Annotated in this window: 21 protein-coding genes, 1 tRNA gene and 1 riboswitch; of the genes, 15 read left to right on the forward strand and 7 right to left on the reverse strand. The window is 73.7% G+C overall.

The window, feature by feature from the left end; translation table 11 throughout:
- Positions 1 to 81 precede the first annotated feature (81 nt).
- Positions 82 to 1,155 carry an iron-containing alcohol dehydrogenase family protein gene (locus ACFC0B_RS12250; RefSeq protein ID WP_376085212.1) on the reverse strand — a complete coding sequence of 358 codons (1,074 nt, stop codon included), beginning with the start codon at positions 1,153 to 1,155 and terminating at the stop codon, positions 82 to 84.
- Positions 1,143 to 1,898, reverse strand: coding sequence for a sugar phosphate nucleotidyltransferase (locus ACFC0B_RS12255; protein WP_376085214.1), 756 nt, complete (start codon positions 1,896 to 1,898; stop codon positions 1,143 to 1,145). The genes ACFC0B_RS12250 and ACFC0B_RS12255 overlap by 13 nt, the downstream gene beginning before the upstream one ends.
- A 362-nt stretch (positions 1,899 to 2,260) precedes the next feature.
- Here ACFC0B_RS12255 and idi point away from each other — a divergent pair, with 362 nt between their 5' ends.
- Positions 2,261 to 2,944 carry an isopentenyl-diphosphate Delta-isomerase gene (gene idi, locus ACFC0B_RS12260; protein ID WP_376085216.1) on the forward strand — a complete coding sequence of 228 codons (684 nt, stop codon included), beginning with the start codon at positions 2,261 to 2,263 and terminating at the stop codon, positions 2,942 to 2,944.
- Positions 2,945 to 2,964: 20 nt separating this feature from the next.
- Here idi and ACFC0B_RS12265 read toward each other — a convergent pair whose 3' ends face one another.
- Entirely contained in the window at positions 2,965 to 3,435 is a 471-nt protein-coding gene (locus ACFC0B_RS12265; protein ID WP_376085218.1) for an ATP-binding protein, read from the reverse strand.
- A gap of 330 nt (positions 3,436 to 3,765) precedes the next feature.
- On the opposite strand from ACFC0B_RS12265, the gene ACFC0B_RS12270 reads away from it, so the two are divergent.
- The 7 genes from ACFC0B_RS12270 (at position 3,766) to ACFC0B_RS12300 (ending at position 11,398) form a co-directional block, all read left to right on the forward strand.
- Positions 3,766 to 3,853: transfer RNA gene (locus tag ACFC0B_RS12270), tRNA-Leu, on the forward strand.
- Between the two features lie 253 nt (positions 3,854 to 4,106).
- A complete protein-coding gene (locus ACFC0B_RS12275) occupies positions 4,107 to 5,789 on the forward strand; it encodes an APC family permease (protein WP_376085220.1) in 1,683 nt (560 codons plus the stop codon).
- 180 nt (positions 5,790 to 5,969) lie between these two features.
- A complete protein-coding gene (locus ACFC0B_RS12280; protein ID WP_376085222.1) occupies positions 5,970 to 6,866 on the forward strand; it encodes an ABC transporter substrate-binding protein in 897 nt (298 codons plus the stop codon).
- Positions 6,863 to 7,897, forward strand: a complete 1,035-nt coding sequence (locus ACFC0B_RS12285; protein ID WP_376085224.1) for an amino acid ABC transporter permease — start codon at positions 6,863 to 6,865, stop codon at positions 7,895 to 7,897. Before ACFC0B_RS12280 ends, ACFC0B_RS12285 begins: the two co-directional genes overlap by 4 nt.
- 20 nt (positions 7,898 to 7,917) lie before the next feature.
- Entirely contained in the window at positions 7,918 to 8,679 is a 762-nt protein-coding gene (locus ACFC0B_RS12290) for an amino acid ABC transporter ATP-binding protein (protein WP_376085955.1), read from the forward strand.
- Positions 8,680 to 8,687: 8 nt separating this feature from the next.
- A complete protein-coding gene (locus ACFC0B_RS12295; RefSeq protein WP_376085226.1) occupies positions 8,688 to 10,388 on the forward strand; it encodes an amidohydrolase family protein in 1,701 nt (566 codons plus the stop codon).
- Positions 10,385 to 11,398 (forward strand): serine hydrolase, encoded by a 1,014-nt coding sequence (locus ACFC0B_RS12300; protein ID WP_376085228.1) that lies wholly within the window; start codon positions 10,385 to 10,387, stop codon positions 11,396 to 11,398. Before ACFC0B_RS12295 ends, ACFC0B_RS12300 begins: the two co-directional genes overlap by 4 nt.
- A gap of 166 nt (positions 11,399 to 11,564) precedes the next feature.
- On the opposite strand, the gene ACFC0B_RS12305 is transcribed toward ACFC0B_RS12300, so the two are convergent.
- On the reverse strand, positions 11,565 to 12,500 hold the full coding sequence (locus ACFC0B_RS12305; RefSeq protein WP_376085230.1) for a LysR family transcriptional regulator: 936 nt from the start codon (positions 12,498 to 12,500) through the stop codon (positions 11,565 to 11,567).
- A gap of 204 nt (positions 12,501 to 12,704) precedes the next feature.
- Positions 12,705 to 14,108 (reverse strand): diaminopimelate decarboxylase, encoded by a 1,404-nt coding sequence (gene lysA / locus ACFC0B_RS12310; RefSeq protein ID WP_376085232.1) that lies wholly within the window; start codon positions 14,106 to 14,108, stop codon positions 12,705 to 12,707.
- A 447-nt stretch (positions 14,109 to 14,555) separates the two neighbouring features.
- On the opposite strand from lysA, the gene ACFC0B_RS12315 reads away from it, so the two are divergent.
- Positions 14,556 to 15,080 (forward strand): AAA family ATPase, encoded by a 525-nt coding sequence (locus ACFC0B_RS12315; RefSeq protein ID WP_376085234.1) that lies wholly within the window; start codon positions 14,556 to 14,558, stop codon positions 15,078 to 15,080.
- Positions 15,081 to 15,247: 167 nt separating this feature from the next.
- Here ACFC0B_RS12315 and ACFC0B_RS12320 read toward each other — a convergent pair whose 3' ends face one another.
- Positions 15,248 to 16,249 carry a class I SAM-dependent methyltransferase gene (locus tag ACFC0B_RS12320; protein WP_376085236.1) on the reverse strand — a complete coding sequence of 334 codons (1,002 nt, stop codon included), beginning with the start codon at positions 16,247 to 16,249 and terminating at the stop codon, positions 15,248 to 15,250.
- A 542-nt stretch (positions 16,250 to 16,791) separates the two neighbouring features.
- On the opposite strand from ACFC0B_RS12320, the gene ACFC0B_RS12325 reads away from it, so the two are divergent.
- Positions 16,792 to 17,145 carry a hypothetical protein gene (locus ACFC0B_RS12325; protein ID WP_376085238.1) on the forward strand — a complete coding sequence of 118 codons (354 nt, stop codon included), beginning with the start codon at positions 16,792 to 16,794 and terminating at the stop codon, positions 17,143 to 17,145.
- A gap of 69 nt (positions 17,146 to 17,214) precedes the next feature.
- Positions 17,215 to 18,663, forward strand: a complete 1,449-nt coding sequence (locus tag ACFC0B_RS12330; protein WP_376085240.1) for an aldehyde dehydrogenase family protein — start codon at positions 17,215 to 17,217, stop codon at positions 18,661 to 18,663.
- A 95-nt stretch (positions 18,664 to 18,758) separates the two neighbouring features.
- On the opposite strand, the gene ACFC0B_RS12335 is transcribed toward ACFC0B_RS12330, so the two are convergent.
- The gene (locus ACFC0B_RS12335) at positions 18,759 to 20,216 is read right to left on the reverse strand and encodes a glycine hydroxymethyltransferase (RefSeq protein ID WP_376085242.1); all 1,458 of its coding nucleotides are present in this window, start codon (positions 20,214 to 20,216) and stop codon (positions 18,759 to 18,761) included.
- A gap of 21 nt (positions 20,217 to 20,237) precedes the next feature.
- A riboswitch (ZMP/ZTP riboswitch) is annotated at positions 20,238 to 20,335 on the reverse strand.
- Positions 20,336 to 20,652: 317 nt separating this feature from the next.
- Here ACFC0B_RS12335 and ACFC0B_RS12340 point away from each other — a divergent pair.
- The 4 genes from ACFC0B_RS12340 (at position 20,653) to ACFC0B_RS12355 (ending at position 26,287) form a co-directional block, all read left to right on the forward strand.
- Positions 20,653 to 21,633 (forward strand): ABC transporter permease, encoded by a 981-nt coding sequence (locus ACFC0B_RS12340; RefSeq protein ID WP_376085244.1) that lies wholly within the window; start codon positions 20,653 to 20,655, stop codon positions 21,631 to 21,633.
- A gap of 81 nt (positions 21,634 to 21,714) precedes the next feature.
- Positions 21,715 to 23,472 (forward strand): ABC transporter substrate-binding protein, encoded by a 1,758-nt coding sequence (locus ACFC0B_RS12345; protein WP_376085246.1) that lies wholly within the window; start codon positions 21,715 to 21,717, stop codon positions 23,470 to 23,472.
- A 90-nt stretch (positions 23,473 to 23,562) separates the two neighbouring features.
- Positions 23,563 to 24,555: an ABC transporter permease gene (locus tag ACFC0B_RS12350; RefSeq protein ID WP_376085248.1), complete on the forward strand. Its 993-nt coding sequence runs from the start codon at positions 23,563 to 23,565 to the stop codon at positions 24,553 to 24,555.
- Between the two features lie 28 nt (positions 24,556 to 24,583).
- Complete coding sequence (locus ACFC0B_RS12355; protein ID WP_376085250.1) at positions 24,584 to 26,287, forward strand: dipeptide ABC transporter ATP-binding protein; 1,704 nt, start codon at positions 24,584 to 24,586, stop codon at positions 26,285 to 26,287.
- The last annotated feature ends 30 nt before the right edge of the window (positions 26,288 to 26,317 follow it).

Raw genomic sequence — 26,317 nt, forward strand, 5'->3', positions numbered from 1 at the left:
TGGATCACCGCGCGCAGCTCCTCGATCGAGGGCCGGCGGGTCAGGTCCACCGGCGGCGGCACGGCCCCCGCGGCGGAGCGGTCAGCTGTTGACGGCTTGGACATAGTCGGCGTACGCGTCCCTGATTGCGGAAGGGGAGAGGTCGAGGTGCTCAAGGATGGTGAAGCGGCCCGGCCGGGTGTTCGGAGCGTAGTGCACCGCCTCGGTGAACTCCGCCTCGGTGAAGCCGATCTGAGCGGCGGTCACCGGCAGCCCGTGGTGCGCCAGGCGCTCCACGATCAGACCGGTCAGCTCGCGCTCGCCCCGCAGGAAGCTGGCGAAGGCGGCGCCGAGGCCGACCTGCTCGCCGTGCTGGGCGGACCGCTTGGGATACAGCACGTCCAGGGCATGCGAGATCTCGTGGCAGGCGCCCGACGAGGGCCGGGTGCTGCCCGCGATGTTCATCGCGATGCCGGACAGTACCAGTGCCTCCGCGAGGGCCGTGAGGAAGCCCCGGTCCTGGAGGTTCCCCGGGTGCCGCAGCAGGTTCTCCCCGGCCGAGCGGGCCATCGCCACGGCCAGTCCGTCCACCGGTTCGCCGGTCTCGGCGTGCGAGAGCTCCCAGTCGGCGCAGGCCGAGATGTTGGAGACGATGTCGCCGATGCCGGCCGCGACGAAGCGCGGCGGGGCGCCCAGGATCACGTCCAGGTCGATCACGATGCCGATCGGGCTGGGCACCCCGTAGGAGCCGCGCCCGCCGACGTTGTCGAGGGTGGAGACCGGCGAGCAGATGCCGTCGTGGGCCAGGTTGGTCGGGACGGAGACCAGCGGCAGGCCGATCCGCGCGGCGGCGTACTTGGCCACGTCGATGATCTTGCCGCCGCCCAGGGCGACGACGGTGTCGTAGTGGCCGCCGTGCACGCCGCCGCGGATGTCGTCCGCCAGCCGGACCGCGCTGTCGAGGCTGCCGTCCTCGACGCTGTACCAGTCCGCGCCGGGCAGCGCCGGCTCCAGCCGGGCGCGCAGCACCGAGCCCGAGCCGTTGCTGATCGCCACCGCGATCCGGCCGGAGGCGGACAGCCGCTGGTCGGCGAGGATCCCGCCGAGCGCGTCCAGCGCGCCCGGGCGGATCTCCACGAAGACCGGCGAGGGCACCAGCCGGGTCAGTACTGGCACGCGATCTCCCGCGCCTTCGCCAGGTCGTCGTGGTTGTCGACCTCGACCCAGGAGACCTCGCCGATCGGCTGGACGTCGATCCGCAGGCCGCGGTCGACCATCTCCTGGTAGCCGTCCTCGTAGTACAGCTGCGGGTCGCGCTCGTAGGTGGCGCGCAGCGCGTCGGCGAGGTCGGCGGCGGCGGACGGGTTGATCACGGTGACGCCGATGTACTCGCCGGTGGCCTCGGCCGGGTCCATCAGCTTGGTGATGCGGCGCATGCCGGCGGTCGGGTGCACGACCACTTTCATCTCCTCGTCGGCGAGCCGCTTCACGGTGTCGAGGGCGAGCAGGATGCCGGGCTCGCGGCCCTCGGCGGCCAGCCGGGCGTTCGCCTCCAGCATGGTGCGCTGGACGGAGGCCGGGTGGACGGTGTCGCCGTTGGCGAGCAGCAGACCCTCGGTGAAGAGGTCACGGGCGCACCAGAGCGAGTAGGCGTTGTTCCACTCCTCGGCCTTGTCGTTCTCGACCAGGGTGAGCTTGACGCCGTACTTCCGCTCCAGGGCCTCCTTGCGCTCCTCCACCGCCTCCTTGCGGTAGCCGACCACGATCGCGGCCTCGCGCAGACCGACCTCGGCGAAGTTGCCGAGGGTGAGGTCCAGCACGGTCCGCTCCCCGTCGACCGGCACCAGCGCCTTGGGCAGGGTGTCGGTGTACGGGCGCAGTCGGCGGCCTGCGCCGGCTGCCAGAACGAGGCCGATCATGCGGGGTCTCCTGATCCGTCGTGCGGTGCGCGGCCGCGCGCGGCTACCGGGAGTCTCCGGGTGACCGGCGATGGCGCGCCGGGGCCGCGAGATGCGGCCGCGGTGTCCTATGTGATGGTAGGCGACCACGGCGACCAGCCCGAACGCGGTCCGAGCGTCGAACACGGATCGAACACATTCCGAACAGGATTGCTAGTTCGGCGCCCCTCCCCGGCTCCCGGAGGCCCCCGTCCCGCCCGGTTGTGCGTGGGACCTCTGCGCGGTGCCACCCGTACGGCAGACTGGGGCGCGACGCCACCGGTGCGAGCCGTGGTTGCTCCCCGTGCTCCCGAAGTGCTCCCGAAGCTGCCGAAAGAGGCCTCATGCCCCAGAGCCTGCCGACCGATCACCCGACCCCCCTCGACCAGGAGGCCGGCCCCGGGCTGGACACCAGTCCGGACACCGGCCTGGACAGCGGCCTGGACGTCGAGACGGACGTGGACACCGGCGCGCGGCCCTCCGGCGCTCCGGGGGAGATCCTGCTGGAGCTGGTCGACGACGAGGGCGTGACGATCGGCACCGCGGAGAAGCTCTGGGCCCACCAGCAGCCCGGCCGGCTGCACCGGGCGTTCTCGGTGTTCCTCTTCGACCGCCAGGGCCGGATGCTGCTCCAGCGCCGGGCGCTCGGCAAGTACCACTCCCCCGGCGTCTGGTCGAACACCTGCTGCGGCCACCCCTACCCCGACGAGCCGCCCTTCGTGGCCGCCGCCCGGCGCACCGCGGAGGAGCTGGGCGTCGCCCCCGCGCTCCTCTGCGAGGCGGGCACGGTCCGCTACGACCTGCCGGACGAGGCGTCCGGGCTGATCGAGCGGGAGTGGAACCACCTGTTCGTCGGCCTGGTCACCGCGCCGGTGCGGCCGGCCCCGGAGGAGGTGGACGACTACGCCTTCGTGACCGCCGAGGAACTGCGCGCGCTGGAGGCGGAGCGGCCGTTCTCGGTGTGGTTCCGGACCGTCTTCGAGGCCGCCCTGCCGGGGATCCGCGAGATCGCCGGGAACTCCTGGTAGGACCGCCGGACCCCGTTCCGTCAGCCCCGGCCCCCCCGGGGGAGCGGCAGCGAGGCCCAGATGACCTTGCCGCCCTCCCCCGCCTTCTCCACGTCGCACACCCCGCCGGCCTGCAGCGTGACGCTCTTCACCAGCAGCAGCCCGCGCCCGCCGGTCCGCCCGGTGTCGGCGACCAGCGCCTTCGGCCGGTACGGGTCGCCGTCCTCGACGGAGACCCGTACCCAGCCGCCCCGCACCGCCAGCTCGGTGGTCACCTCCGGCGACAGCTCGGCGGCGTGCGTCACCGCGTTGCCGACCAGCTCGGAGACGATCAGCAGCAGATCGTCCACCAACTCCTGGTAGCGGATCTCCGCCAGCCCCTGGGCCAGCAGCCGGTCGCGCACCGCGTGCCGGGTGCGCGGCACCGAGGCCTGCTCGGCCGGCACGGTGAACCGCCACACCCCCTCGACGGGGCCGCCCCGCGCCGCCTCTTCCTCGCTGATCCGCTCCACGTCCAGCCGCCCTTCGTCCGCGACCCCGGGAATCAGGCGTTCCGCTCATGGCGCCCTCGGTGCACAGAGGCTAGGAGAGCCGCCCCCGCGACCGGGGCACCGTCGACAAGTTGCCCGTGTCGGACCGCCCCCGCCCGTTCCCGACCGTTCACCGTCCGCAACTCGACCGTTTACCGCCGTCGAACCACCGCTTCGCGCACACCTTCGACCCGTCCCCCCGACTCCCACCATCCCCACCGGGGAAACGCAGGTGAGAAGCACTCCGAAACCCTGGTAATGTTCTCTCTGTCGCCGAGGGGGCGAGCAAGAAATCCCCGAAGCACACACCCCGTCCGGGTGGCGGAATGGCAGACGCGCTAGCTTGAGGTGCTAGTGCCCTTTATCGGGCGTGGGGGTTCAAGTCCCCCCTCGGACACCATGGATTCCCCGTGGGAACTCGAAAGAGTTTCCGCGGGGAATTTTTCTTTTTCCCGACCCCTTCAGCAACACCTTCCCCGCCCTCTTCGGCGGCCCCCTCGGCGACCCTGTGCGGCATACCGCCAATGGCGTGATGGTTCGAGCACGAGATGACAACGATCAGGTGTTTTCACTCGCATTTGAGGCCAATCTGAGGTTTCGCCCGATTTCGCCGTTTAGGCTGTGTCCGTTTGTCCGGAAAACCGAGTGACACGATGAGACAGAGGACCGATACGGTGAGTGAACCCGAGTCGACGACGGCATCACACCAGCACTACCGCCGCTCGCTCGGCACCATCAGCCTCACCGCGGTCGGGCTGGGGTCGATCATCGGGTCCGGCTGGCTCTTCGGGGCCGAGCGGGCGGCGCGGCTGGCCGGGCCGGCGTCGATCGTCGCCTGGGTGATCGGGGCGGCCGTCGCCCTGACCATCGCGCTCACCTACAGCGAGCTGGGGTCGATGTTCCCCAAGGCCGGCGGCATGGTCCGGTACGGGCAGTACTCGCACGGCTCGCTGGCCGGGTACCTGGCCGCCTGGGCCAACTGGATCGCCATCGTCTCGGTCATCCCCGGCGAGGCGACCGCCTCGGTGCAGTACATGAGCTCCTGGGACTTCGACTGGGCCAAGGGGCTGTACGACGGGCAGGAGCTGTCGGTCAGCGGGGTGGCGCTGGCGAGCGTGCTGCTGTTGGTCTACTTCGCGTTGAACTGGTTCGCGATCACCCTGTTCGCCAAGACCAATACGGCGATCACCGTGTTCAAGATCGTCGTGCCCTCGCTCACCGCCGGGGCCCTGCTGCTCTCGCACTTCGACACCAAGCACTTCACCGACCACGGCGGCTTCGCGCCGAACGGCTGGAGCGCGGTGTTCACGGCCGTGGCCGTCTCCGGCATCGTCTGGGCGTTCAACGGCTTCCAGTCCCCGCTCAACCTTGCCGGCGAGGCCCGCAACCCCGGCAAGTCGCTGCCCACGGCGGTGATCGGCTCGATCCTGATCGCCCTGGTGATCTACGTCGCGCTGCAGGTCGCCTTCCTCGGCGCCGTCCCGACCGCCGACCTGGCCAACGGCTGGGGCGGCCTCGGCTACACCTCGCCGCTCGCCGACCTCGCCATCGCCTGGGGCCTGAACTGGCTCGCGCTGCTGCTGTACGCGGACGCCTTCGTCTCCCCCAGCGGCACCGGCATGATCTACGCCGCCACCACCTCCCGGATGATCCACGGCGTCCAGGAGAACGGCCACCTGCCGTCCGTCTTCGGCAAGGTCGACCCCAGGACCGGCATCCCGCGGCCGGCGCTGGTGCTCAACCTGGTCGTCGCCTTCGGCTTCCTCGCGGTCTTCCGCGGCTGGGGCTCGCTCGCCGAGATCGTCTCGGTGGCCACCGTGATCTCCTACATCACCGGCCCGGTCGCCGTGATGGCGCTGCGCCGCCTGGCACCCGAGCTGCCGCGCCCGGTCCGGCTGCGCGCGATGCCGGTGATCGCCCCGGTCGCCATGGTCTTCGGCTCGCTGGTGCTGTACTGGGCCCGCTGGCCGCTCACCGGCAAGGTCATCCTGCTGATGGCCGCCGGCCTGCCGATCTGGGCCTGGTACGAGCTGCGCAAGCCGTTCACCGAGCTGAAGCCGCACCTCAAGGCGGGTGCCTGGATGATCGCCTACCTCTTCGTGATGGCCGCCGTCTCCTGGGCCGGCTCCGGCGACTTCGGCGGCCGGGGCTACCTGCCGGAGGGCTGGGACCTCCTCGTCGTCGCCGCGATCGGCCTGGCCTTCTACGCCTGGGGCGTCCGCAGTGCCTGGGCCAATCCCACCCTGGCCGCCGTCAAGCGCGAGCTGCTGGAGGCCGACGCCGCCACCGACCCGGCCCCCCGCGCCCCGGAGAGCGGCGCCCCCTCCCGGGTCTGAGGCCCGCCGCACCCTCGCGAAAGCGCCGACCGGGCGATGTCCGGTCGGCGCTTTCGCTTGGCGGGCGGGGGGGGAGGCGTACGTTTTTGGTTGGTCAGGGGGCAATAGTTTCATCATCTTCCATTCAGCTGGGGACGGCTGCCAGCATCGGCGGACCGTCACCGCCTGAGGGAGATGCCGATGAACCGCCCCCGTCCTCTGCGTTGTCTGGCCGCGCTGGCGCTGGTGGCCCTGGCCGCCACCGCCTGCGGGCGTTCCGACCAGGGCTCCGCCGCCGCGCCGGGTGCGGCCGCCGGGACCGGCGACACCGCCGGGAAGAGCTCGGCCGAGCTGCTGCCCGGCAAGTACAAGCAGGCCGGCGTGCTGAGAGTGGCCACCGCCGTCGGGTACCCGCCGATGGAGATGTACAAGACCGGCACCACCGAACTGACCGGCGTCGACCCGGACCTCGCCGCGGCGGTCGCGGCGAAGCTCGGGCTGAAGCTGGAGATGACCAACGCCTCGTTCGACGGGCTGATCCCGGGCCTCCAGGCCGGCCGGTTCGACCTGGTGATGTCCTCGATGACCGACAGCGAGCAGCGCCGCCAGGCCGTCGACTTCGTCGACTACTTCCGCACCGGCGGGGTCGTCATGACCACCAAGGACAACCCCCGGGGCATCAAGTCCCTGGAGGACCTCTGCGGCAAGCAGGTGGTGCTGGCCAAGGGCAGCTCCAACCTGGAGATCGGCGAGCAGCAGAACGCCAAGTGCGCCGAGAAGATGACCATCTCGCAGAGCGAGGACGCGCCCACCGGACTGCTGCAGCTGGACAGCGGGCGGGCCGTCGCCACCATCGTGGACTACCCGGTGGCGCAGATGTTCGCGCAGAAGAACACCGCGTACCAGGTGCTGCCCGAGCAGTACGGGACGGCGCCGTGGGGCATCGCGGTGGCGAAGAAGGAGAGCGGGCTGCGCGACGCGGTGCAGCGGGCGCTCCAGGAGCTGATCGACTCGGGTGAGTACCGCACGGTGCTGGACCGCTACGAGGTCGCCGGCAGCGCCGTCACCAAGGTCACCGTCAACACGGTCGGGCAGTGAGTGCGGTGGCGGGCGACGGCATGAGAGCCGGCGACGGCGCGCGGGGAGAGGGCGCGGGCGTCGCCACGAAGGCCGCGCCGGTGGCGCCCGCGGAGGACGACCTGTCGCTGCGGATCACCGGGCGGCCCCGGCCCGGGCGGTGGGTGGCCGTGCTGGTGGCGGCGTTCGCGGCCGTCTGGCTGGCGTACACGGTCATCGTCAACCCCAACCTGCACTGGGACGTCATCGCGAAGTACCAGTTCGACGGGGTGATCCTGGAGGGCCTGTGGGTCACCGTCCAGCTGACCCTCATCTCCCAGGTGGCCGGCATCGTGATCGGCGTGCTGGCGGCGGTGATGCAGCTGTCGGACAGCCCGGTGCTGCGGACCACGGCCGGCGCGTACACCTGGTTCTTCCGCGGGACGCCGCTGCTGGTGCAGCTGATCTTCTGGTTCAACCTCGCGCTGCTCTTCCCGGAGATCAGCATCGGGATCCCGTTCGACGGGCCGAAGCTGGTGAGCTGGCAGACGAACGCGCTGATCACCGGGTTCGTCGCGGCGCTGCTGGGCCTGTCGATCAACGAGGGCGCCTACATGTCGGAGATCGTCCGGGCCGGCATCCAGAGCGTCGACCCCGGGCAGCGCGAGGCCGCGGCGGCGCTGGGCATGTCCAACCGGCAGATCCTCGTCCGGGTGGTCCTGCCGCAGGCGATGCGGGTGATCATCCCGCCGTTCGGGAACCAGTTCATCTCGATGCTGAAGACCACCTCGCTGGTCTCGGTGATCGCGGGCGCCGACCTGATGACGGTCTCGCAGCACCTGTACCTGGCGAACTTCGAGGTCATCGCGCTGCTGGTGGTGGCGTCGATCTGGTACCTGGTGCTGACCACCATCGCGAGCGTCGCGCAGCACGCCGTGGAGCGGAAGTTCAGTCCCGGGGCGCAGACGGCGCGCCCCGGGCTGGGGCAGCGGGTGCTGCGGAACCTGCGGCCCGGTGCGAGGAAGACCGACCCGAGGAAGACGGACCCGAGGAAGAAGGGGGCGGGGAAGTGACGGTGGCGACGGACGAGGTGATCCTCTCGGCGCGTGGCGTGCGGAAACGATTCGGCGAGCTGGAGGTGCTGCGCGGGATCGACCTGGAGGTGCGGAGCGGGGAGGTGCTGTGCGTGATCGGGCCCTCGGGCTCGGGCAAGTCCACCCTGCTGCGCTGCTTCAACCACCTGGAGAAGATCGACGCCGGGCGGATCGCCGTCAACGGCGAGCTGATCGGCTACGAGCCGGCCGGCTCCGGCGGCACCACGCTGCGCGAGCGGCGGCCCCGGGACATCCAGCGCCAGCGCGAGCGGATCGGCATGGTGTTCCAGCGGTTCCACCTGTTCCCGCACCGCACGGCGGTGCAGAACGTGATGGAGGGGCCGGTCGCCGTCCAGGGCCGCGGACGGGCCGCGGCCGAGCGGCAGGCCCGCGAGCTGCTGCACCGGGTCGGCCTCGCCGACCGCGCCGACCACTACCCCGGCCAGCTCTCCGGCGGCCAGCAGCAGCGGGTGGCGATCGCCCGGGCGCTGGCCATGGAGCCGACCCTGATGCTCTTCGACGAGCCCACCTCGGCGCTCGACCCCGAACTCGTCGGGGAGGTGCTGGGCGTGATGCGCGACCTCGCCCGCAGCGGGATGACGATGATCGTCGTCACCCATGAGATGGGGTTCGCCCGCGAGGTCGCCGACCGGGTCGTCTTCATGGACCAGGGCGCGGTCGTCGAGGCCGGGCACCCGGACGAGGTGTTCACCGCCCCGCGCCACGAGCGCACCCGGGCCTTCCTGGCGACGGTGCTGTGATGGCGGCCGTGGAACTCCTCGTGCGCGGCGGACTGCTGGTGGACGGCACCGGGGCGCCCGCGCGGCCCGCCGACCTCGCGGTGGCGGGCGGACGGGTCACCGTGCTGCCGCCCGGCGCGGGCGACGGCGGCGGTGCTCCGGCGGCGGTCGTCGACGCCACCGGGCTGGTCGTCGCCCCCGGGTTCATCGACGTGCACACGCACTCCGACGCCCTGGCCGCCGTCGGGGGCCCGGGCGGTCCGGACGGTGCGGGTGGTGCGGGTGGTGCGGGTGGTGTGGGTGGTACGGGTGGTGCGGACGCAGGTGTCGACGACGGGGACACCGCGTGGGACGCCCTGGAGGAGCTGCGGCTCGCCCCGCTCCTCCAGGGCGTGACCACCGAGATCAGCGGCAACTGCGGCAGCAGCCTCTTCCCCTGCCTGCCCGAGCGGCTGCCGGAGCTGGCCGAGCACCTGCGGGTCACCTTCGGCATCGGCCCGGTCCGCCCGGCCGAGGACTTCGCCGCCTTCGCCGCCGCCCAGCGGCCCGAGCTGCGCCGCAACCACCTCGCCTCGCTGGTCGGCCACGGCACGCTGCGGGCCGGGGTGATGGGCTTCGCCGACCGCCCGCCCCGCCCGGACGAGCTGGCCGCGATGTGCGAACTGCTCGACCGCGCCCTCGCCCAGGGCGCGGCCGGCTTCTCCACCGGCCTGATCTATCCGCCCGGCACGTACGCCGACACCGACGAGATCGTCGCGCTCGCCCGGGTCGCGGCCCGGCACGGCAAGCCGTATGTGACCCATCTGCGGGACGAGATGTCCCAGGTGGAGAAGGCCCTGGAGGAGGCGCTGGAGATCGCCGAACGCTCCGGCGCGCCGCTCCAGGTCTCCCACCACAAGACCGCCGGCCGGCACGCCTGGGGCGCCACCCTGCGGACCCTCCCCCGGCTCGAACAGGCCCGCGCGGACGGCCTCGACGTGCTCTGCGACGTGTACCCCTACACCGCGGGCAGTACGGTGCTGCACGCGATGCTGCCGCCGTGGACCAGCGAGGGCGGGGTCGGCGCGCTGCTGGAGCGGCTGCGCCGCCCGGAGGTGCGCGAGCGGATCCGGGCGGACATCGCGGGCGGCGTCGACGGCTGGGAGAACACCGTCGGCAACGGCGGCTGGGACCTCATCGCGGTCGCCGCCGCCCCGGCCCGCCGCGCGGCGGAGGGCCACCGGATCGCCGACCTGGCCGCCGCGAGCGGCGCCGACCCGGTCGACTACGTGTGCGACCTGCTGCTCGACTCGCAGGGAGAGGTGACCATCATCAGCCACTCGATGCGCGAGGACGACGTCCGCCGGGTGCTGGCCAGTCCGCTGTCGATGATCGGCTCGGACGGCGTGCCCAAGCCCGGGCGGCCGCACCCGCGCTGGGCGGGCAGCTTCGCCCGGGTCCTCGGCCACTACGGCCGGGACGAGGGGCTGCTGCCGCTGGAGAGCGCGGTGCACAAGATGACCGGGCTGCCGGCGGCGCGCTTCCGGCTCGCCGGGCGCGGGGTGGTCCGCGACGGCGCGGTGGCGGACCTGGTGGTACTGGACCCGGACGCCGTCCGGGACGCGGCCACCTTCGAGCGGCCGCTGCTGCCGCCGCGGGGGGTGGCGGCCGTGGTGGTCGCCGGGCAGGTCGCGGTGCGCGACGGGCGGCCGACGGGTGCCCGGGCCGGAGAGGTGGTACGGGTCCGATGATCCTGGCGCAGGTGGCGGCCGCCGCACGGTCGGCGGCCGCACTGCCGTTGACCCTTGCGGTCGCGGCGGTGGACGTGGACGCGGAGGCGGAGGCGGAGGCGGAGGCGGTCGCGGCGGTCGCGGCGGTGGACGCCGACGGCGACGCGGGCGTCGGCACGGGTGCGGGTGCGGGCGGGGGTGCGAGCGGGACGGCGGCCAGGGCCGGCGTCGGCGGGAGCGCGGTCGGGGTGGACGACACGGTGGTGCTGCCGGTCGCCAGCGCGTCCAAGCTGCTGCTGCTCGCCGAGGTCGCGCGCCGGCTGGACGCCGGGGAGCTGCGGGCGGACGCGGTGGTGCCGATCGAGGACGAGGACGTGGCCGGGGGCACCGGGCTGCTGCGGCGGCTCTCTCGCGGGGGCGCGTGCGGCTGGACGGTCGAGGACCTGGCCTGGCTGACCGCCTCGGTCAGCGACAACACCGCCACCAACGCGCTGCTGCGCACGGTCGGCCTGCCCGCCACCGAGCGGCTCGCCCGGGAGCTCGGGCTGGATCGGCTCACCCTGCACGACCGGGTCCGGGACGTCCGCGGGCCCGGCGTGCCGCCGGTGTTCGCCACCGGAACGGCCCGGGACCTCGCGCGGCTGGTCGCGCTGGCCGTCCGGGGCGACCTGGTCACGCCCGGCGCGTCGGCGCGGCTGCTGGGGTGGATGCGCTCCAACACCGACCACGGGCTGGTCCCGGCGCTCGTCCAGCACGACCCGTACGCGGAGTGCTTCCCCGACTCGCTGCCCGGCGGACTGCTGGTCGCCAACAAGACCGGGACCGACACCGGGGTGCGGGCCGACGCCGGGGTGCTGATCGGCACCCGGCGGGTGGCGTACGCGGTGATCGCGCACTGGGACGTGGCGCTCGGGCCGAGCACGGAGCGGGCGGCGGTGCACGCCATCCGCGAGGTCGGGCGGGCGCTCGCGGCGGGCGCGCTGCGCGGCGAGCCGGCCACCTGCGCGCTGCTGCGGCCGTCGGGAGGCTGAGCGGTCGGCAGGCGGGGGCACGCGGCTGAACGCGCGTCGGGCGGCACCCGGCTCAGCGGCCGCCCGACGGCTGAACGGTCGGCGGGCGGCCGAGCGGATGGCGGGCGACGGGTGGCGGGCGGCGGGTGGCGGGCGACGAGCGGATGGCGGGCGGCCGCCGGGGAGGTCAGGACCACTGCAGTTCGAGCAGGGACCGGACCTCGCCGGCGGCCGCCCGCAGTTCCGTGAGGAAAGCGCGGACGGCCGGGTTGCGGTTGGTGGCCCGGGTGGCCACGCCGATCCGGCGGTGCAGCTGCGGGTGGTCCAGGCGGCAGACGTGCACACCGGCGCTGTCGGCCAGGCCGAGGGCCGGGATCAGTGCGACGCCCATACCGGCCCGGGCGAGGTTGATCGTCACCTGGTAGTGGTCGCTGCGGCAGCGCACCCGGGGGCGGAACCCCTCGGCGGCGCAGGCACGTTCCAGCACCGGCTCGCCGGTCGAACCGCCGTGGGTGCCGATCCAGCTCTCGCCGTCGAGTTCGGCGAGCCGGACCAGGGTGCGCCGCCCGAGCCGGTGGCGCAGCGGCACGATCACCAACTGCGGCTCGTCGAAGTAGAGTTCGACCTCGGCGGTGCCTTGGCGGCCGGCCTGCCGGATCCACGGGTCGAGCGGGTGCTCGAAGACCACGGCGGCGTCCAGGCGGCCGGCTTCGAGGTCGGGGAGCAGCTCGTGCGGCTGGCCCATGATGAGTTCGAGTTCGACCTGCGGGTGCCGGGCCGAGAAGGCGGTGAGCGCGCGGGGCAGCAGGTCGAGGCCGGCCGAGGCGAAGAAGCCCAGGCGTAGCACGCCCGCCGTGCCCTCGGAGTGGGCGCGCAGGTCGTCCTGGGCGACGGCCATGAGGTCGGCGATCGCCTGGGCGTGTTCGGCCAGCCGGACGCCCGCCGGGGTCAGCCGCAGGGACTGGGGCTGACGCTCGACCAGCGCGACGCCCAGCTCCTGTTCGAGGCGGGCGAGCTGGTGGGAGACGGCGGACGGGCTCAGGTGCAGCGCCTGCGCCGCGGCCACGATGGTGCCCCGGCGGGCGATCTCCAGCAGGACGAGCAGACGGGCGCTGTTCAGCATCGGGCCAGGGTAGGTCATCGTGGCTGGTCAGGGGCGGAGGGCGACTCTGTAGACCGGTCGGTCGATTCTTCTCGATTCAGTAGACCGGTCTGCATATTCGGCGTGGGGAAAAAGTAGACCGGTCTACCTATTCCTTCTCGGGAGGAGGCGTAGAAGGTAGACCGGTCTACATATTCGGCAAGGTCAGCGGTCAGCAGTCAGCGGTCACGCGTCGGCGGTCTGCCGCCAGGCGGCCGGGACCCGCCCCAGGGCTTCGGCCGGGCCGTCACCGTCACCGTCGGGGTCGACGTCGAGCCGGAGCAGGTCGTCCTCGGTCTCCCGGCGCACCACCACCCGGGCGTCGCCGTCCCGGACGAAGACCACGGCCGGGCGCGGCAGCTTGTTGTAGTTCGACGCCATCGCGTACCCGTACGCACCGGTGACCGGGGTGGCGAGCACGTCGCCGATCCGCAGGTCGGCCGGGAGGGCGGCGTCGTCGATGATGACGTCCCCGCTCTCGCAGTGCTTGCCGACCAGGCGGGCCCGCAGCGGCCGGGGCTCCTGCGGGCAGCGCGGCAGGAACGCCTCGTAGCGCGCGCCGTACAGGGCGGGGCGGAGGTTGTCGCTCATCCCGCCGTCGACGCTCACGTACGTCCGCACGCCGGCGATCCGCTTGACCGTGCCCACCCGGTAGAGGGTCATCCCGGCCCGGGCGGTGATCGAACGCCCCGGCTCGACGCCGATCTCCCCGGTCCAGCCGGCCCCTCGGACGGCCGTCCGGACCCGCTCCGCCCACACCGCGAAGGTCGGCGCGCTCTGGCCAGCCAGGTACGCCACGCCCAGTCCGCCGCCCACCGTCAGCCGGGCCACCCCGGAGTCCACCGCGAACCGCGCCACGGCGGCGGCGCCGTCGGCGAGTTCGGCCGGGTCCAGCACCTGCGAGCCGACGTGCGCGTGCACGCCCTCCAGCCGGACGGCCGACGAGGCGGCGGCCCGCCGGACGGCGGCCTCGGCGGCGCCGTCGGCCAGGCCGAAACCGAACTTGGAATCGTGCCCGCCGGTGCGGATCGCCTCGTGGGCGCCCGCCGCGACCCCCGGCGCCACCCGCAGCTGGACGCGGGCCGGCGGCAGGCCCTCCTCGGCGACCAGGCGCTCGATCCGGTCCAGTTCGTCGAAGCTGTCGACCACGACGTGCCGCAGGCCGACGCTGAGCGCGGTGTGCAGTTCGGCCTCGCTCTTGTTGTTGCCGTGCAGCACGATCCGCTCCGGGGAGACCCCGGCGTGCAGGGCGGTGCGCAGCTCGCCGCCGGAGGCGACGTCGAGCAGCAGGCCCTCCTCGGCGGCGAGCCGGGCCATCGCGGTGCAGAGGAACGCCTTCGAGGCGTAGGCGACGTTGCCCGGGCCGAAGGCGGCGACGGCCTCCCGGCAGCGGCGGCGCAGGTGCTCCTCGTCGTAGACGAAGAGCGGGGTGCCGAACCGGCGGGCGAGCTCCGTCAGCGGTACCCCGCCGACGGCGAGCCCACCGGGGCCCTCCTCGGCGGTGAGCGGCAGCAGCCCGGGATCGACGGGCGGCTTGGCCGCGGAACGGGCGTCGGCGGGCGACTGGGCGGCGGGCGAGACAGACGACACGGATTCCTCCCGGCGGGCTGGTTCGCTGCCATCCTCGGCCGGACGGGAGGAGTCGGAAAAGCGCATTCTTCCGACCCTCAGCAGTACCGCTTTCGATGCTCCTGGGGCCCCGGCAGCGACCGCCGGCAGCGACCGGCACGACGCCGGCGGCGGAGGCACGCCGACCGCGCACCCCGACAGCGGAGAGTTCACGGCCCACGAACGCATCCGGGTCGAGCGCCTCGACGGCGGGCATCCGCGCACCCGCCCCGATGGAGCAGCACCATCCCGGAGCCGAAGGACCAGCGGGCCGGCCGTCGACCGCGCCGTGGCCACGCACCACCACGAGCGCACCCACGTCGTCGTCCACGGCACCGTCACCGCGGCCTCCGTCCGACTGCGGCTCGGTCCGTGGCCGGGCGGACAGAGCGGTGGCCGTCCGACCGGGTTCCCTGCCACGATCCGGGTGTGACCACGTTGTTCCTGATGGTCGGCCTGCCGGGGGCCGGCAAGACCACGAGGGCCCGGCAGCTCGCTGCGGAGCACGGCGCGCTGCGCCTGACACCCGACGACTGGATGATTCCCCTGTTCGGCGCGGCGGAGGCGGACGGGAAGCGCGACGTGCTGGAAGGACGCATGCTCTGGCTCGCCCTGGAAGCGGTCAGGCTGGGCACCGATGTCGTCGTGGACTACGGCTGCTGGTCGCGGGACGAACGGTCGGCGATCCGCTGGCTGGCGGAGGCCGAGGACGCGTGCTTCCGCATGGTCTACCTGCCGGTGGACGACGCGACCCAACGCGCGCGTATCGCCCGTCGCCGGGCGACCACTCCCGAGGAGACGCTGCCCATGTCCGAGGCCGACATCCTGCACGGGCGGGCGCACTTCGAGGAGCCCGACGCGGCGGAGCTCGCGGGCCTCGGCCCGGCCGGCCCGCCGCCCGGCTGGGCGGGCTGGCGGGAGTGGGCCGCCAACCGCTGGCCGTCGTTCGTGTGACCGCCGCGGCCCGCGACGACGCAGCCCCACCGGGTCAGGCCGTCCGCCACGGAGCGCACGGCGGGCACGGCACCACCGGGCCGGCCGTCCGCCACGGCGGGCCCTGGGCAGCGGGGTCCGCCGTCCGCCACGGAGGGCACGGCGGGCACGGCACCACCGGGCCGATATCAGCCGCGCCGGGCCCGGCGGATGGCTGAGGTGAGCACGGGCGGGAGCAGGTCGCGTACCGCCCGCTTGGCGACGTTGGCCGGGCGGCGGTGCTCGGCGGCGCGGGCGCGGCGGGCGGCGAGGTCGCGGAGGGCCTCGTCGCGCTCGTGCTCCGCGCCGCGCAGGGCTTCCTCGGCGGCCCGGGCGAGGTCGCGGCGTTCGGCTTCGACGGTCAGCCGGGCGTGGTGGCGGGAGACCCGGAACGGCTCGGCGCCCTCGTCACTGCCGCCGATCCGGACGACCCGGTGGTCGGCGATCAGCTCGTTGGTCATGTCGCACCGCGGCAGGGTGCCGCGGCGGGCCAGCAGGTCGAGCTGGGCAGGTTCCGGGTCGCCCCAGGTGGCGTAGAACTTGGTGTCGGTGAGCACGATGGGCCGCAGGCCGTGGGTGAACACCGCCTCCCAGGTGGCGGCGGCGACGCCCGGGGTGTGGGCGGAGCGGTAGTCGTCCAGGACCACGACGCCTTCCGGGGCGAGCGCGGTACGGGCGACCCGGAGGTCGCCGGCCACGTGCTCGAAGAGGTGCGAGGCGTCGATGTGGACGAACCGGAACGCGCCGGGCGGGACGCGGCCGCCGGCCAGGGCCGAGGTGGAGTCCTGGACGATCTCCGGCAGCCGGTCGTGGAAGGCCAGGTAGTTGGTCTCGAAGGCGGTGCGGGTCAGCGTCCTGCGGTAGGACATGTCCATCTCGGCGGCGTTGTCGTCGTCCGGGGCGTCCGAGTCGAAGAGGTCGCAGACCGTGAAGGTCTCGCCCGCCTGGAGGTGCTCCCCGATGACGATCGCGCTGCGGCCCAGGTAGGCGCCCATCTCCAGGAGGTCGCCGGAGAGGCCGGCCTTCTCCTGGCGGCCGAGGAACCAGTCGAAGAGGTGGCGGTCGTGCTCCCAGAACCAGCCGGGCACGTCGTCGAGCACCGCCGGTTCCGCCGGCTGCTGGGGGTCGGCACTGAGTGCGGCGTCGGTCACGAGGCGGCTCCTAAGTCGGTACGAACGACCATGGGCAGGATCTCCGGGCCGGGAGGGGCAGGGGTGCCGCGGGCACGTGAACAGAACCTGACCTGTGGCCAACGGTAGTCCGAAGTGCCCGGGTTCGCCGCAACCCGCGCGCCGCCGAGCGGACTTGGGCGAAGTCGGTGGAAGTCGGCGGAAAGAGTGTCGCCGCCCGGCCGGATGTGGGCGGACTTGAGCGCGGCCCGCCTCGAACGGAGGGCGCTTCGTTCATCCTGCCGTCGGACCAGCCGATTTGTCATCATCACAGAAAACGATCTTCACCCGTCCGGAGCCGCCCGCCGGAGTTCCGGCCCGCCCGCCCGGGGCGGCCGGATCGAAGGGGAGCAGGACCGAGGACGGACACGGACCCGGCCGGGAGTTGCTCCGGATGGCCGAGCACGGCCGGCCCACCGAGGCGGCGGTCGGCCCGGACGCCGCGCGCGCCGCCCGGCCGGTCCCCCAGCCCAGGCCAGCACGCGGACCGTCAACTCGACGTCCGGCGCCGGGCGGTGGAGCCGATGACGGCGGCGGCGGTGGTGGCGGTGGCGGCGGACACCGCGGCGCGCGCCCGCGCGCCGGCCTTCCCGACGGCCCGGCCCGCCGTCGACGAGGGCCGCGAGCAGCGCTCCGGCACCCGGATCGGCGCGGTGGTGGACGGCCGACCGGTGCCGTGGCCGCGCGAGGAGCCGGAGCGCCCGGACGAGCGGCGCGCCGCCGTCGGCATCGAGCCGTTCGCCGCGCACACGGGCCGGTTCGCGCCCCGGCAGCGCCCCGACAGCGCTCCGGTGGCACTCCGGCGGCGCCCCGGTAGCACGTCGGCGCGCGGGGCGGGTCGGGCCTTGCGTCCCCCGGGGCGCGCACCGTATGACTGATCCGGGGCCGGCCCTACGACGGGCCACAAGGGCACCGCGAGCAGCGGATTCCACGTGAAGGGGCAGCGCATGGCGGGCGACACGGAGCGGGCCGAGGGGTACGCCGAGTACACGGACCAGTACATCGACGGCGCCTGGCGGCCCGCCCTCGACCAGGGGTCGATCCCGGTGCTGGACCCGGCGACCGAGCGCCTGCTCGCCACCGTCCCGGCCGGTGGCGCGGCGGACGTCGACGCCGCCGTCGCGGCGGCCCGCCGGGCGGCCCGCGGCTGGGGGGCGACCACCGCCGCCGAGCGGCTGGTGCCGCTGACCCGGCTGCGGGACGGCCTGGCCGCGCACCAGGAGGAGATCGCCGCCACCGTGTCGGCCGAGCTGGGCGCGCCGATCGCCTTCGCCACCGCCGTGCAGGCCACGCTGCCGCTGACGATCACCGAGACCTACCTGGAGCTGCTGGCCCGCTACCCCTTCGAGGAGCGGATCGGCAACTCGGTGGTGCACGCCGAGCCCGCCGGGGTGGTCGCGGCGATCACGCCGTGGAACTACCCGCTGCACCAGATCACCGCCAAGGTGGTGCCCGCGCTGGCGGCCGGCTGTCCGGTGGTCCTCAAGCCGGCCGAGGACACCCCGCTGGTGGCCCGGCTGTTCGCCCGGCTGGTCGACGCGGCGGGCTTCCCCGCCGGGGTGTTCAACCTGGTGACGGGGACGGGCGCGGTGGCGGGCGCGGCGCTGGCCGCCCACCCGGACGTGGACGTGGTGTCGTTCACCGGCTCGACGGCGGTCGGGCGGACGGTCGCCGAGACGGCCGGGCGCGGCATCAAGCGGGTGTCGCTGGAGCTGGGCGGCAAGTCCGCCAACGTGGTGCTGCCGGGCGCCGACCTGGCCCGCGCGGTGAACGTCAACGTCGCCAACGTGTTCGCCAACGCCGGCCAGACCTGCAGCGCGTGGACCAGGCTGCTGGTCCACCGCGACCAGTACGACGAGGCCGTGGCGCTCACCGCGAAGGCGGCCGCCAAGTACGTCCCGGGCGATCCGGCGGACCCGCAGACCCGGATCGGTCCGCTGGTCAACGCCCGCCAGCGCGAGCGGGTGCGGGACCACATCAACGGCGCGCTCGCCGAGGGCGCGCGCCTGGTGACCGGCGGCGCCGAGGCCCCGGACGGCCTCGCGACCGGCTTCTACGTCCGCCCGACCGTGCTCGCCGATGTCACCCCCGACATGGCGGTGGCCCGAGAGGAGGTGTTCGGGCCGGTGCTGGCCGTCCTGGCGTACGAGGACGAGGACCACGCCGCCGAGCTGGCGAACGCCACCGAGTACGGCCTGGCCGGCGGGGTCTGGGCGGCCGACACCGACACCGCCGCCCGCTTCGCCCGCCGGCTGGACGCCGGGCAGATCGACCTCAACGGCGGACGCTTCAACCCCCTCGCGCCGTTCGGCGGCTACAAGAACTCGGGCCTCGGCCGCGAACTGGGCCGGCCCGGCCTGGAGGAGTTCCTGCAGTCCAAGTCGCTGCAGTACTGACCGACGCGGCCGCGCCGCCGCCCGGCCGGAGGGACCCGGCCGGGCGGCGGCGGAGGAGGAACGGCGCCGGAGCGGCGCCGGAGCGGCGCGGCGCGTCAGGCCAGGTCGACGCCCGGGTAGAGCGGGAAGCCGGCGAGCAGGTCGGCGGCGCGCTTGGCGACGCCCTCGGCGACCGCCGGGTCCAGGGCGTACTGGGCCTTGGACGGGGCACCGGAGGCGGTGGCCGCCGGGGCGGTGGCGCGCAGCACGGTGTCGATGAGGCCGGCGATCTCGTCCATCTCGGCGGTGCCGAGGCCGCGGGTGGTGAGCGCCGGGGTGCCGATCCGCACGCCGGAGGTGTACCAGGCGCCGTTCGGGTCCTGCGGGACGGAGTTGCGGTTGGTGACGACGCCGGAGTCGAGCAGCGCGGCCTCGGCCTGACGGCCGGTCAGGCCGTACCCGGAGACGTCGGCGAGCACCAGGTGGTTGTCGGTGCCGCCGGTGACGAGGGTGCCGCCGCGGCGCAGCAGGCCCTCGGCGAGCGCCTGCGCGTTGTCGACGACCTGCCGGGCGTAGTCGCGGAACTCGGGGCGGCGGGCCTCAGCGAAGGCGACCGCCTTGGCGGCCATGACGTGCGAGAGCGGGCCGCCGAGCACCAGCGGGCAGCCGCGGTCGACGTGCTCGGCGAGCGCGGAGGTGCAGAGCACCGCGCCGCCGCGCGGGCCGCGCAGCGACTTGTGGGTGGTCGTGGTGACGATGTCGGCGTGCGGCACCGGGTCGAAGTCGCCGGTCAGCACCTTGCCCGCGACCAGGCCGGCGAAGTGCGCCATGTCGACCATCAGGGTGGCGCCGACCTCGTCGGCGATCTCGCGCATCTTCGCGAAGTCCACCAGCCGCGGGTAGGCGGAGTAGCCGGCCACCAGGATCAGCGGGCGGAACTCGCGGGCGGTGGCGCGCAGCGCGGCGTAGTCGATCAGGCCGGTGGCCGGGTCGGTGCCGTAGCTGCGCTGGTCGAACATCTTGCCGGAGATGTTGGGGCGGAAGCCGTGGGTGAGGTGGCCGCCGGTGTCCAGGGACATGCCGAGCATCCGCTGGTTGCCCAGCTCCTGGCGCAGCCGCGCCCAGTCCTGCTCGGTGAGGTCGTTGACGTTGCGGACCGCGGCGCGCTCCAGGGCGGGGCTCTCGACCCGCTGGGAGAGGACGGCCCAGAAGGCGGTGAGGTTGGCGTCGATGCCGGAGTGCGGCTGGACGTAGGCGTGGTCGGCGCCGAACAGGGCCCGGGCGTGCTCGGCGGCGATGGTCTCGACGGTGTCGACGTTGCGGCAGCCGGCGTAGAAGCGGCGGCCGGCGGTGCCCTCGGCGTACTTGTCGCTGAGCCAGTTGCCCATGGCGAGCAGGACGGCCGGGGAGGCGTAGTTCTCGCTGGCGATGAGCTTGAGCGAGGCGCGCTGGTCGTCGATCTCCTGGCCGATGGCGGCGGCGATCCGCGGCTCGACCTCGCGGACCACGTCGAGGGCGGAGCGGAAGGCGGTGTTGGCGGTGGGGGTGGCGGCCGTGTGCGGCTGCGGGGCCATGGCGGTCTCCTGGTGGGGAGGTCGGGAGGCCCAGGCGCTCGGCAACTGCGTCGTGATTCGGCACGGGGCCGCTTCCCGATGGTCGATTCCATCCGTGCGCGCCAGTCGCGGCCCGCCGGAATCGTACCAATGCCGGGCGGTCTGTGGTGGAGATCTCACCATGCGGGACGACTGCGGACATGACACTCCCTTTGTCCATGTATGTCCGTTCTACTGCTACAGCAGTATTGCGGCGGAATGAAGCCGTCACCATTCCCGAAACAAAGCACCCGAACCACTCCGCTGGCACCCTCGGAATGATTTGCGAAAACTCCCCGCCATCCGATCTGATGACGCCGGTCGGCCTTCCTGGAAACCCCCGGAGCGGCCGATCGGAAATGCACGTCGACGCACCCTCACCCACGGGGCGGCAAGGAATTCGGGGAGTACGCCTCTCATGGCAGTGGTCGAACAAGTCGCAGCACCGGACGCCCCGGCGCCGTCGCCGGCGCCCGCCCCGAAGAGCCTGCTGCGCCGCGTCTGCCGCGACCGCACCGGGGCCGTCGCGCTCGGCGTCGTGGCGCTCTTCCTGCTGCTCGCCCTGGCGGCCCCGCTGATCGCCGCGCTGTACGGCAGGAACCCCACCGAGCACTACGGCCAGAACACGCCCGGCCTGCTCAGCGACGGCGGCCTGCCGATCGCGCCGAACGGCGGCATCTCCGGGGAGTTCTGGTTCGGCCTGGAGCCCGGCCTGGGGCGGGACGTGTTCACCCAGCTGCTGTACGGCATCCGCACCTCGCTGCTGATCGCCTTCCTCTCGGCCGCCGTGACCACCACCCTCGGGGTGCTGGCCGGGGTCGCGGTGGGCTACCTCGGCGGGATCACCGACCGGCTCTTCGGATTCCTGTCGAACGTCCTGCTGGCCTTCCCGACACTGCTCCTGCTGCTCGCGCTCAGCCCGGTGATCCAGTCCCGACTGGTCGACCCGGGTACCGCGGAACCGGCGTGGATGCAGTTCCTGGTGCTCGTCCTGGTCTTCTCCGCGTTCGGCTGGATTCCGCTCGCGCTTTCCCTGCGGGCCACCGTCCGGTCGCTCCGGGAAAGGGATTTCGTGCAGTCCGCCCGGGCGATGGGCGCGAGCGGATTCCACATCGTTTTCCGTGAACTCCTGCCGAATGTCCGGGCGCAGCTGCTGGTGCACGCCACCATGGCGGTGCCGACCTTCGTCGCCTCCGAGGCGGTGCTGTCCTTCCTCGGCGTGGGCATCAACGAGCCGGTCCCGGACTGGGGCCGGATGATCTCCCGCGGCTCCGAGGTCTTCCAGGCCGATCCGACGTACATGTTCTTCCCCGGCGTCGCGCTGCTGCTGTTCGTGCTCGCCTTCAACCTGCTCGGCGACGCCGTCCGGGACGCCCTGGACCCGCGCGCCGCCCGCTGAGACCTTCCCCCTTCCCGCGGTTCACCTTCACCGCACCACCCGACCCGACCCCGGAGCCCCCGGGCCAAGGAGAGATTCGCCATGCGCTGGATCAGACCGTCCCTCGCCGTCCTCGCGACCGCCCTGCTGGCGACGTCCTGCTCGGCCGGCGCGAGCTCCACCTCCTCCCCCGCCGGCCCCGGCGGGGCGAGCAGGGACACCTCGCCGCTGACCGCCGCGCTCGGCAGCGAGCAGGAGAGCGCCGGCCCGGCCCCGGCCGTCGCCGGCGCCCGCCAGGGCGGCACGGTGAACATCTACAACGCCACCGACTTCCGCCACCTCGACCCGCAGAAGGTGTACGCGGGCGCCACGTACAACACCTCGCTGCTCTGGGGCCGCCAGCTGACCCAGTACCAGGTGGTCGACGGCAAGGCCAAGCTGGTCGGCGACCTCGCCACCGACACCGGCACCGCCGCCGACGGCGGCCGCACCTGGACGTACAAGCTGAAGGCGGGCGTGGCCTGGGAGGACGGCCAGCCGATCACCTCCCAGCAGGTCAAGTACGGCATCGAGCGCTCCTTCGGCAAGGGCTACGAGGTCGGCCCGCCGTACTGGCCGCAGTGGCTCACCGGCGAGGCCAGCTACGAGGACGCCCGCAAGAAGTACGGCGGCCCGCAGGACGGCGACCTCGCCGCGATCGAGACGCCGGACGAGCGCACGCTGGTCTTCCACTTCCCGCAGCCGCAGGCCGACGTGCCGTACATGGCCGCGCAGTCCTCCTCCTCGCCGGTGCGCCAGGACAAGGACACCGGCACCGACTACGACCGCCAGCCGTTCGCGACCGGCCCGTACCGGATCGTCGAGCACGTCCAGAACACCCGCATGGTGCTGGAGCGCAACCCGCACTGGAAGCCGGAGACCGACCCGATCCGCAGCCAGTACCCGGAGAAGTTCGTCTTCACCTTCGGGAAGGAGGCGCTCAACATCAACCAGGAGATCCTCTCCGGGCGCGACGGCGGCGCCAACGCCACCACGGCGGCGACCCTGCTCTCCCCCGAGCTGTACCAGACGGTGGACACCGACCCGAAGGCCCAGGAGCTGGTCGTCTCCGGGCGCCAGGGCGCCTTCGTCACCTACCTCATGGTCAACAACGAGCGGGTGGCCGACGCCGAGGTCCGCAAGGCCCTCAACCTGGCCTACCCCCGCCAGCAGGCCCGCCAGGTCCAGGGCGGCGCCCGGTCCGGCGAGCTCGCCAGCACGCTCAGCTCGCCCGCCCTGCTGGACTGGCAGAAGTACGACCTCAACCCGGCCAAGCCCGAGGGCGACCCGGAGGCCGCCAAGGCCGCGCTGGCCAAGGCCAAGCAGGCGCCCGGCCCGCTCACCTACGCGTACGCCAACACCCCCAACGGGCAGCGGGTCGCCCAGGTGCTGGTCGACGGCTTCGCCAAGGCCGGCATCACCGTGGTGCCCAAGCCGATCGATCCCAAGGCGCTGCTGGACGAGGCGCACCGCGCCGACTCCCCGTACGACCTGTGGGAGGAGACCAGCTCGGTCGACTGGCCGACGCCCTCCACCCTGATCCCGTTCTCCTTCGACGGCCGCGCCGGCACCGACCTCAACTCGGCCCGCTACCGCAACCCCGAGGTGGACAAGGAGATCGACCGGATCAACCAGATCGGCGAGCCGCGCGCCAAGGCCAAGGAGCTGTACGCGCTGGAGCAGACGGTGATGAAGGACCTGCCGGTGCTGCCGTTCAGCTACCCGACGGTGAACCAGCTGCGCGGCTCCAACGTCGGCGGCGCGTTCATCCACCCGATCTACGGGACGGTCAGCCCCGCCTGGCTGTTCCTCAAGTCCTGACCCGAAGTCCCCGGTGGACCCGCCGCGCGCGCCGCCCGGTGCGCGCGGCGGGCCCGCCGACCCGACACCCCCGAACCCGGACCGGCCACCATGCTCTCCTTCGCCCTGCGGCGGATCCTCCAGGCGCTCGCCGTCCTGGCCGCGGTCTCCGCCGCCGCCTTCGCCCTCTTCTACGCCGGCCCCGCCGACCCCGCCCGGGCCGCCTGCGGCCCGCGCTGCGACACCGGCCAGGTCGCGGCGGTCCGCACGAGCATGGGCCTGGACCAGCCGCTGCTCGCCCAGTACACCGACTACCTCACCGGGATCGTCGCCGGCCGGGACGTCCAGGACGTGGACGGCACCACGATCCACTGCGACGCCCCGTGCCTCGGCTACTCCTACCGGCTGCACCAGCCGGTCACCGAGGCGCTGACCGACCACCTGCCGGTCACCGTCTCGCTGGCGGCGGGCGCGCTGGCCGTCCTGGTCCTGTTCGGGCTCGGCACCGGCTTCGTCGCCGCGCTGCGGCACGGCACCCGCACCGACAAGCTGCTCTCCGGCTTCACCCTGATCGGCGCCAGCGTGCAGATCTACTTCCTCGGCTACGTCGCCCAGTGGGGGCTGGTCTACACCACCGGACTGCTGCCGCTGCCCTCCTACACCCCGCCGGCCACCGACCCGGCCGCCTGGGCGGGCGGCATGCTGCTGCCCTGGCTCGTCCTCGGCTTCGTCAACTCCGCGGTGTTCGCCCGGCTGTCGCGCTCCCAGCTGCTGGAGACGATGGACGAGGAGTACGTCCGCACGGCCCGCGGCAAGGGCCTCGGGCGGCTGCGCGCCCATCTCAAGTACACCTCGCGCGGCGCCGCCGGCCCGCTGGTGCAGCTGCTCGGCCTGGAGGCGGGCGCGCTGCTCGGCGGCGCGGTGATCACCGAGACGGTGTTCGGGCTGAACGGCGTCGGCCGGTTCGCCATCGAGGCCGTCGAGGGGCAGGACCTGCCGGCCGTGGTCGGCGCCGTCCTGCTGGCCGCCTGCTTCGTCGTGCTGTTCGTCGCGCTGGCCGACCTCGTGGTGGCCTGGCTCGACCCGCGCATCCGCCTCAGCTGACCTCCCCGCCCCTCTGGAGCCCGCCGCCATGACCCCCTCCCCCCTTCCCTCCGACGATCCGGCCCTGCCGGTGCTCAGCGTCCGGGACCTGTCCGTCACCTTCGCCGACCCGCGCGGCGGTACGCCCGTCACCGCCGTGCGGGGCCTCTCCTTCGACCTCGCCCGCGGTGAGGTCCTCGGCCTGGTCGGCGAGTCCGGCTCCGGCAAGTCCGCCACCGGGCTCGCCGTGCTCGGCCTGCACGACCCGCGCACCACCACCGTCACCGGCTCGATCCGGCTGGCCGGGCAGGAGCTGGTGGGCGCCGGGGAGGCTGTGCTGCGGCAGGTGCGCGGCGGCCGGGTGGCCCTGGTCTTCCAGGACGCCCTCACGTCGCTGAGCCCCTTCCACGGCGTCGGCGCCCAGCTCGCCGAGATGTACCGGCTGCACCACCCCGGCGCGGGCCGCGCCGGGGCCCGCCGGCGGGCTGCGGAGATGCTCGACCGGGTCGGCATCCCGGCCACCCGGGTGCGCGACTACCCGCACCAGTTCTCCGGCGGCATGCGCCAGCGGGTGATGATCGCGATGGCGCTGATGAACGACCCCGACGTGCTGATCGCCGACGAGCCCACCACCGCGCTGGACGCCCGCGTCCAGCGCCAGGTGCTGGACCTGCTGGGCGAGCTGCAGCGCGAGCACGGCACCGCGGTGCTGCTGGTCAGCCACGACCTCGGGGTGGTCGCCGGGACCACGGACCGCACGCTCGTCCTGCGCGGCGGCCGGACGGTGGAGACCGCGCCGACCGCCACCCTGCTGGCCGCGCCCCGCGAGCCGTACACCAGGGCCCTGGTGGGCGCCGCGCTCACCCTGGACTCCGTCCCGGGCACGCCGCTGCCGACCGTCGACGACCCCTCGCCGGCGCCCCGGGCCGCCGCCGTCCGGACCGCGCGGGCCGCGGTGCCGGACGGCCCCTGGCTGGCCGAGGTCGAGGACCTCGCCGTGCACTTCCCCGGCCGCCACGGCCTTCCGCTGCCGGGGCGCGCCCGACCCGGGCCGGTCCGGGCGGTCGAGGGCGTCAGCCTGCGCATCGCGCCCGGCGAGACGCTCGGCCTGGTCGGCGAGTCCGGCTCCGGCAAGTCCACCACCTCCCGGGTCCTGGCCGGCCTGCAGCCCGCCACCGCCGGCACCGTCCGCTACGACGGCGTGGACGCCACCAGGCCCGACCGGGCCCTGCGGAGGCGGCTCGCCAAGGAGGTCCAGCTGGTCTTCCAGGACCCGTACGCCTCGCTCAACCCGCGCCGCACCGTCGCCCAGACCCTGGACACCCCGCTGCGGCTGCACACCGCGCTCGACGCCGGGCAGCGGCGCGAGCGCTCCGCCGAGCTGCTGGAGCAGGTCGGTCTGCCGGCCGCCCACCTGGACCGCTACCCGCACGAGTTCTCCGGCGGCCAGCGCCAGCGGATCGGGATCGCCCGGGCGCTGGCCCCCGAACCGCGGCTGATCATCGCCGACGAGCCGGTCTCCGCCCTGGACGTCTCGGTCCAGGCGCAGGTGCTCAACCTGCTGATGGAGCTGCGCGAGCGCCTCGGTGTCGCCTTCCTGTTCGTCTCCCACGACCTCGCGGTGGTCCGCCACTTCTGCGACCGCGTCGCCGTGATGCACCACGGCCGGCTGGTCGAGTCCACCGACCGCGACCGGCTCTTCGCCGCCCCGCACACCGAGTACACCCGCGAGCTGCTCGCCGCCGCCCACTGAGCGGCGGCGGCGGCCGCCGGTGTCGGTCCC

Source organism: Kitasatospora sp. NPDC056184 (assembly GCF_042268405.1).
Lineage (GTDB): Bacteria > Actinomycetota > Actinomycetes > Streptomycetales > Streptomycetaceae > Kitasatospora.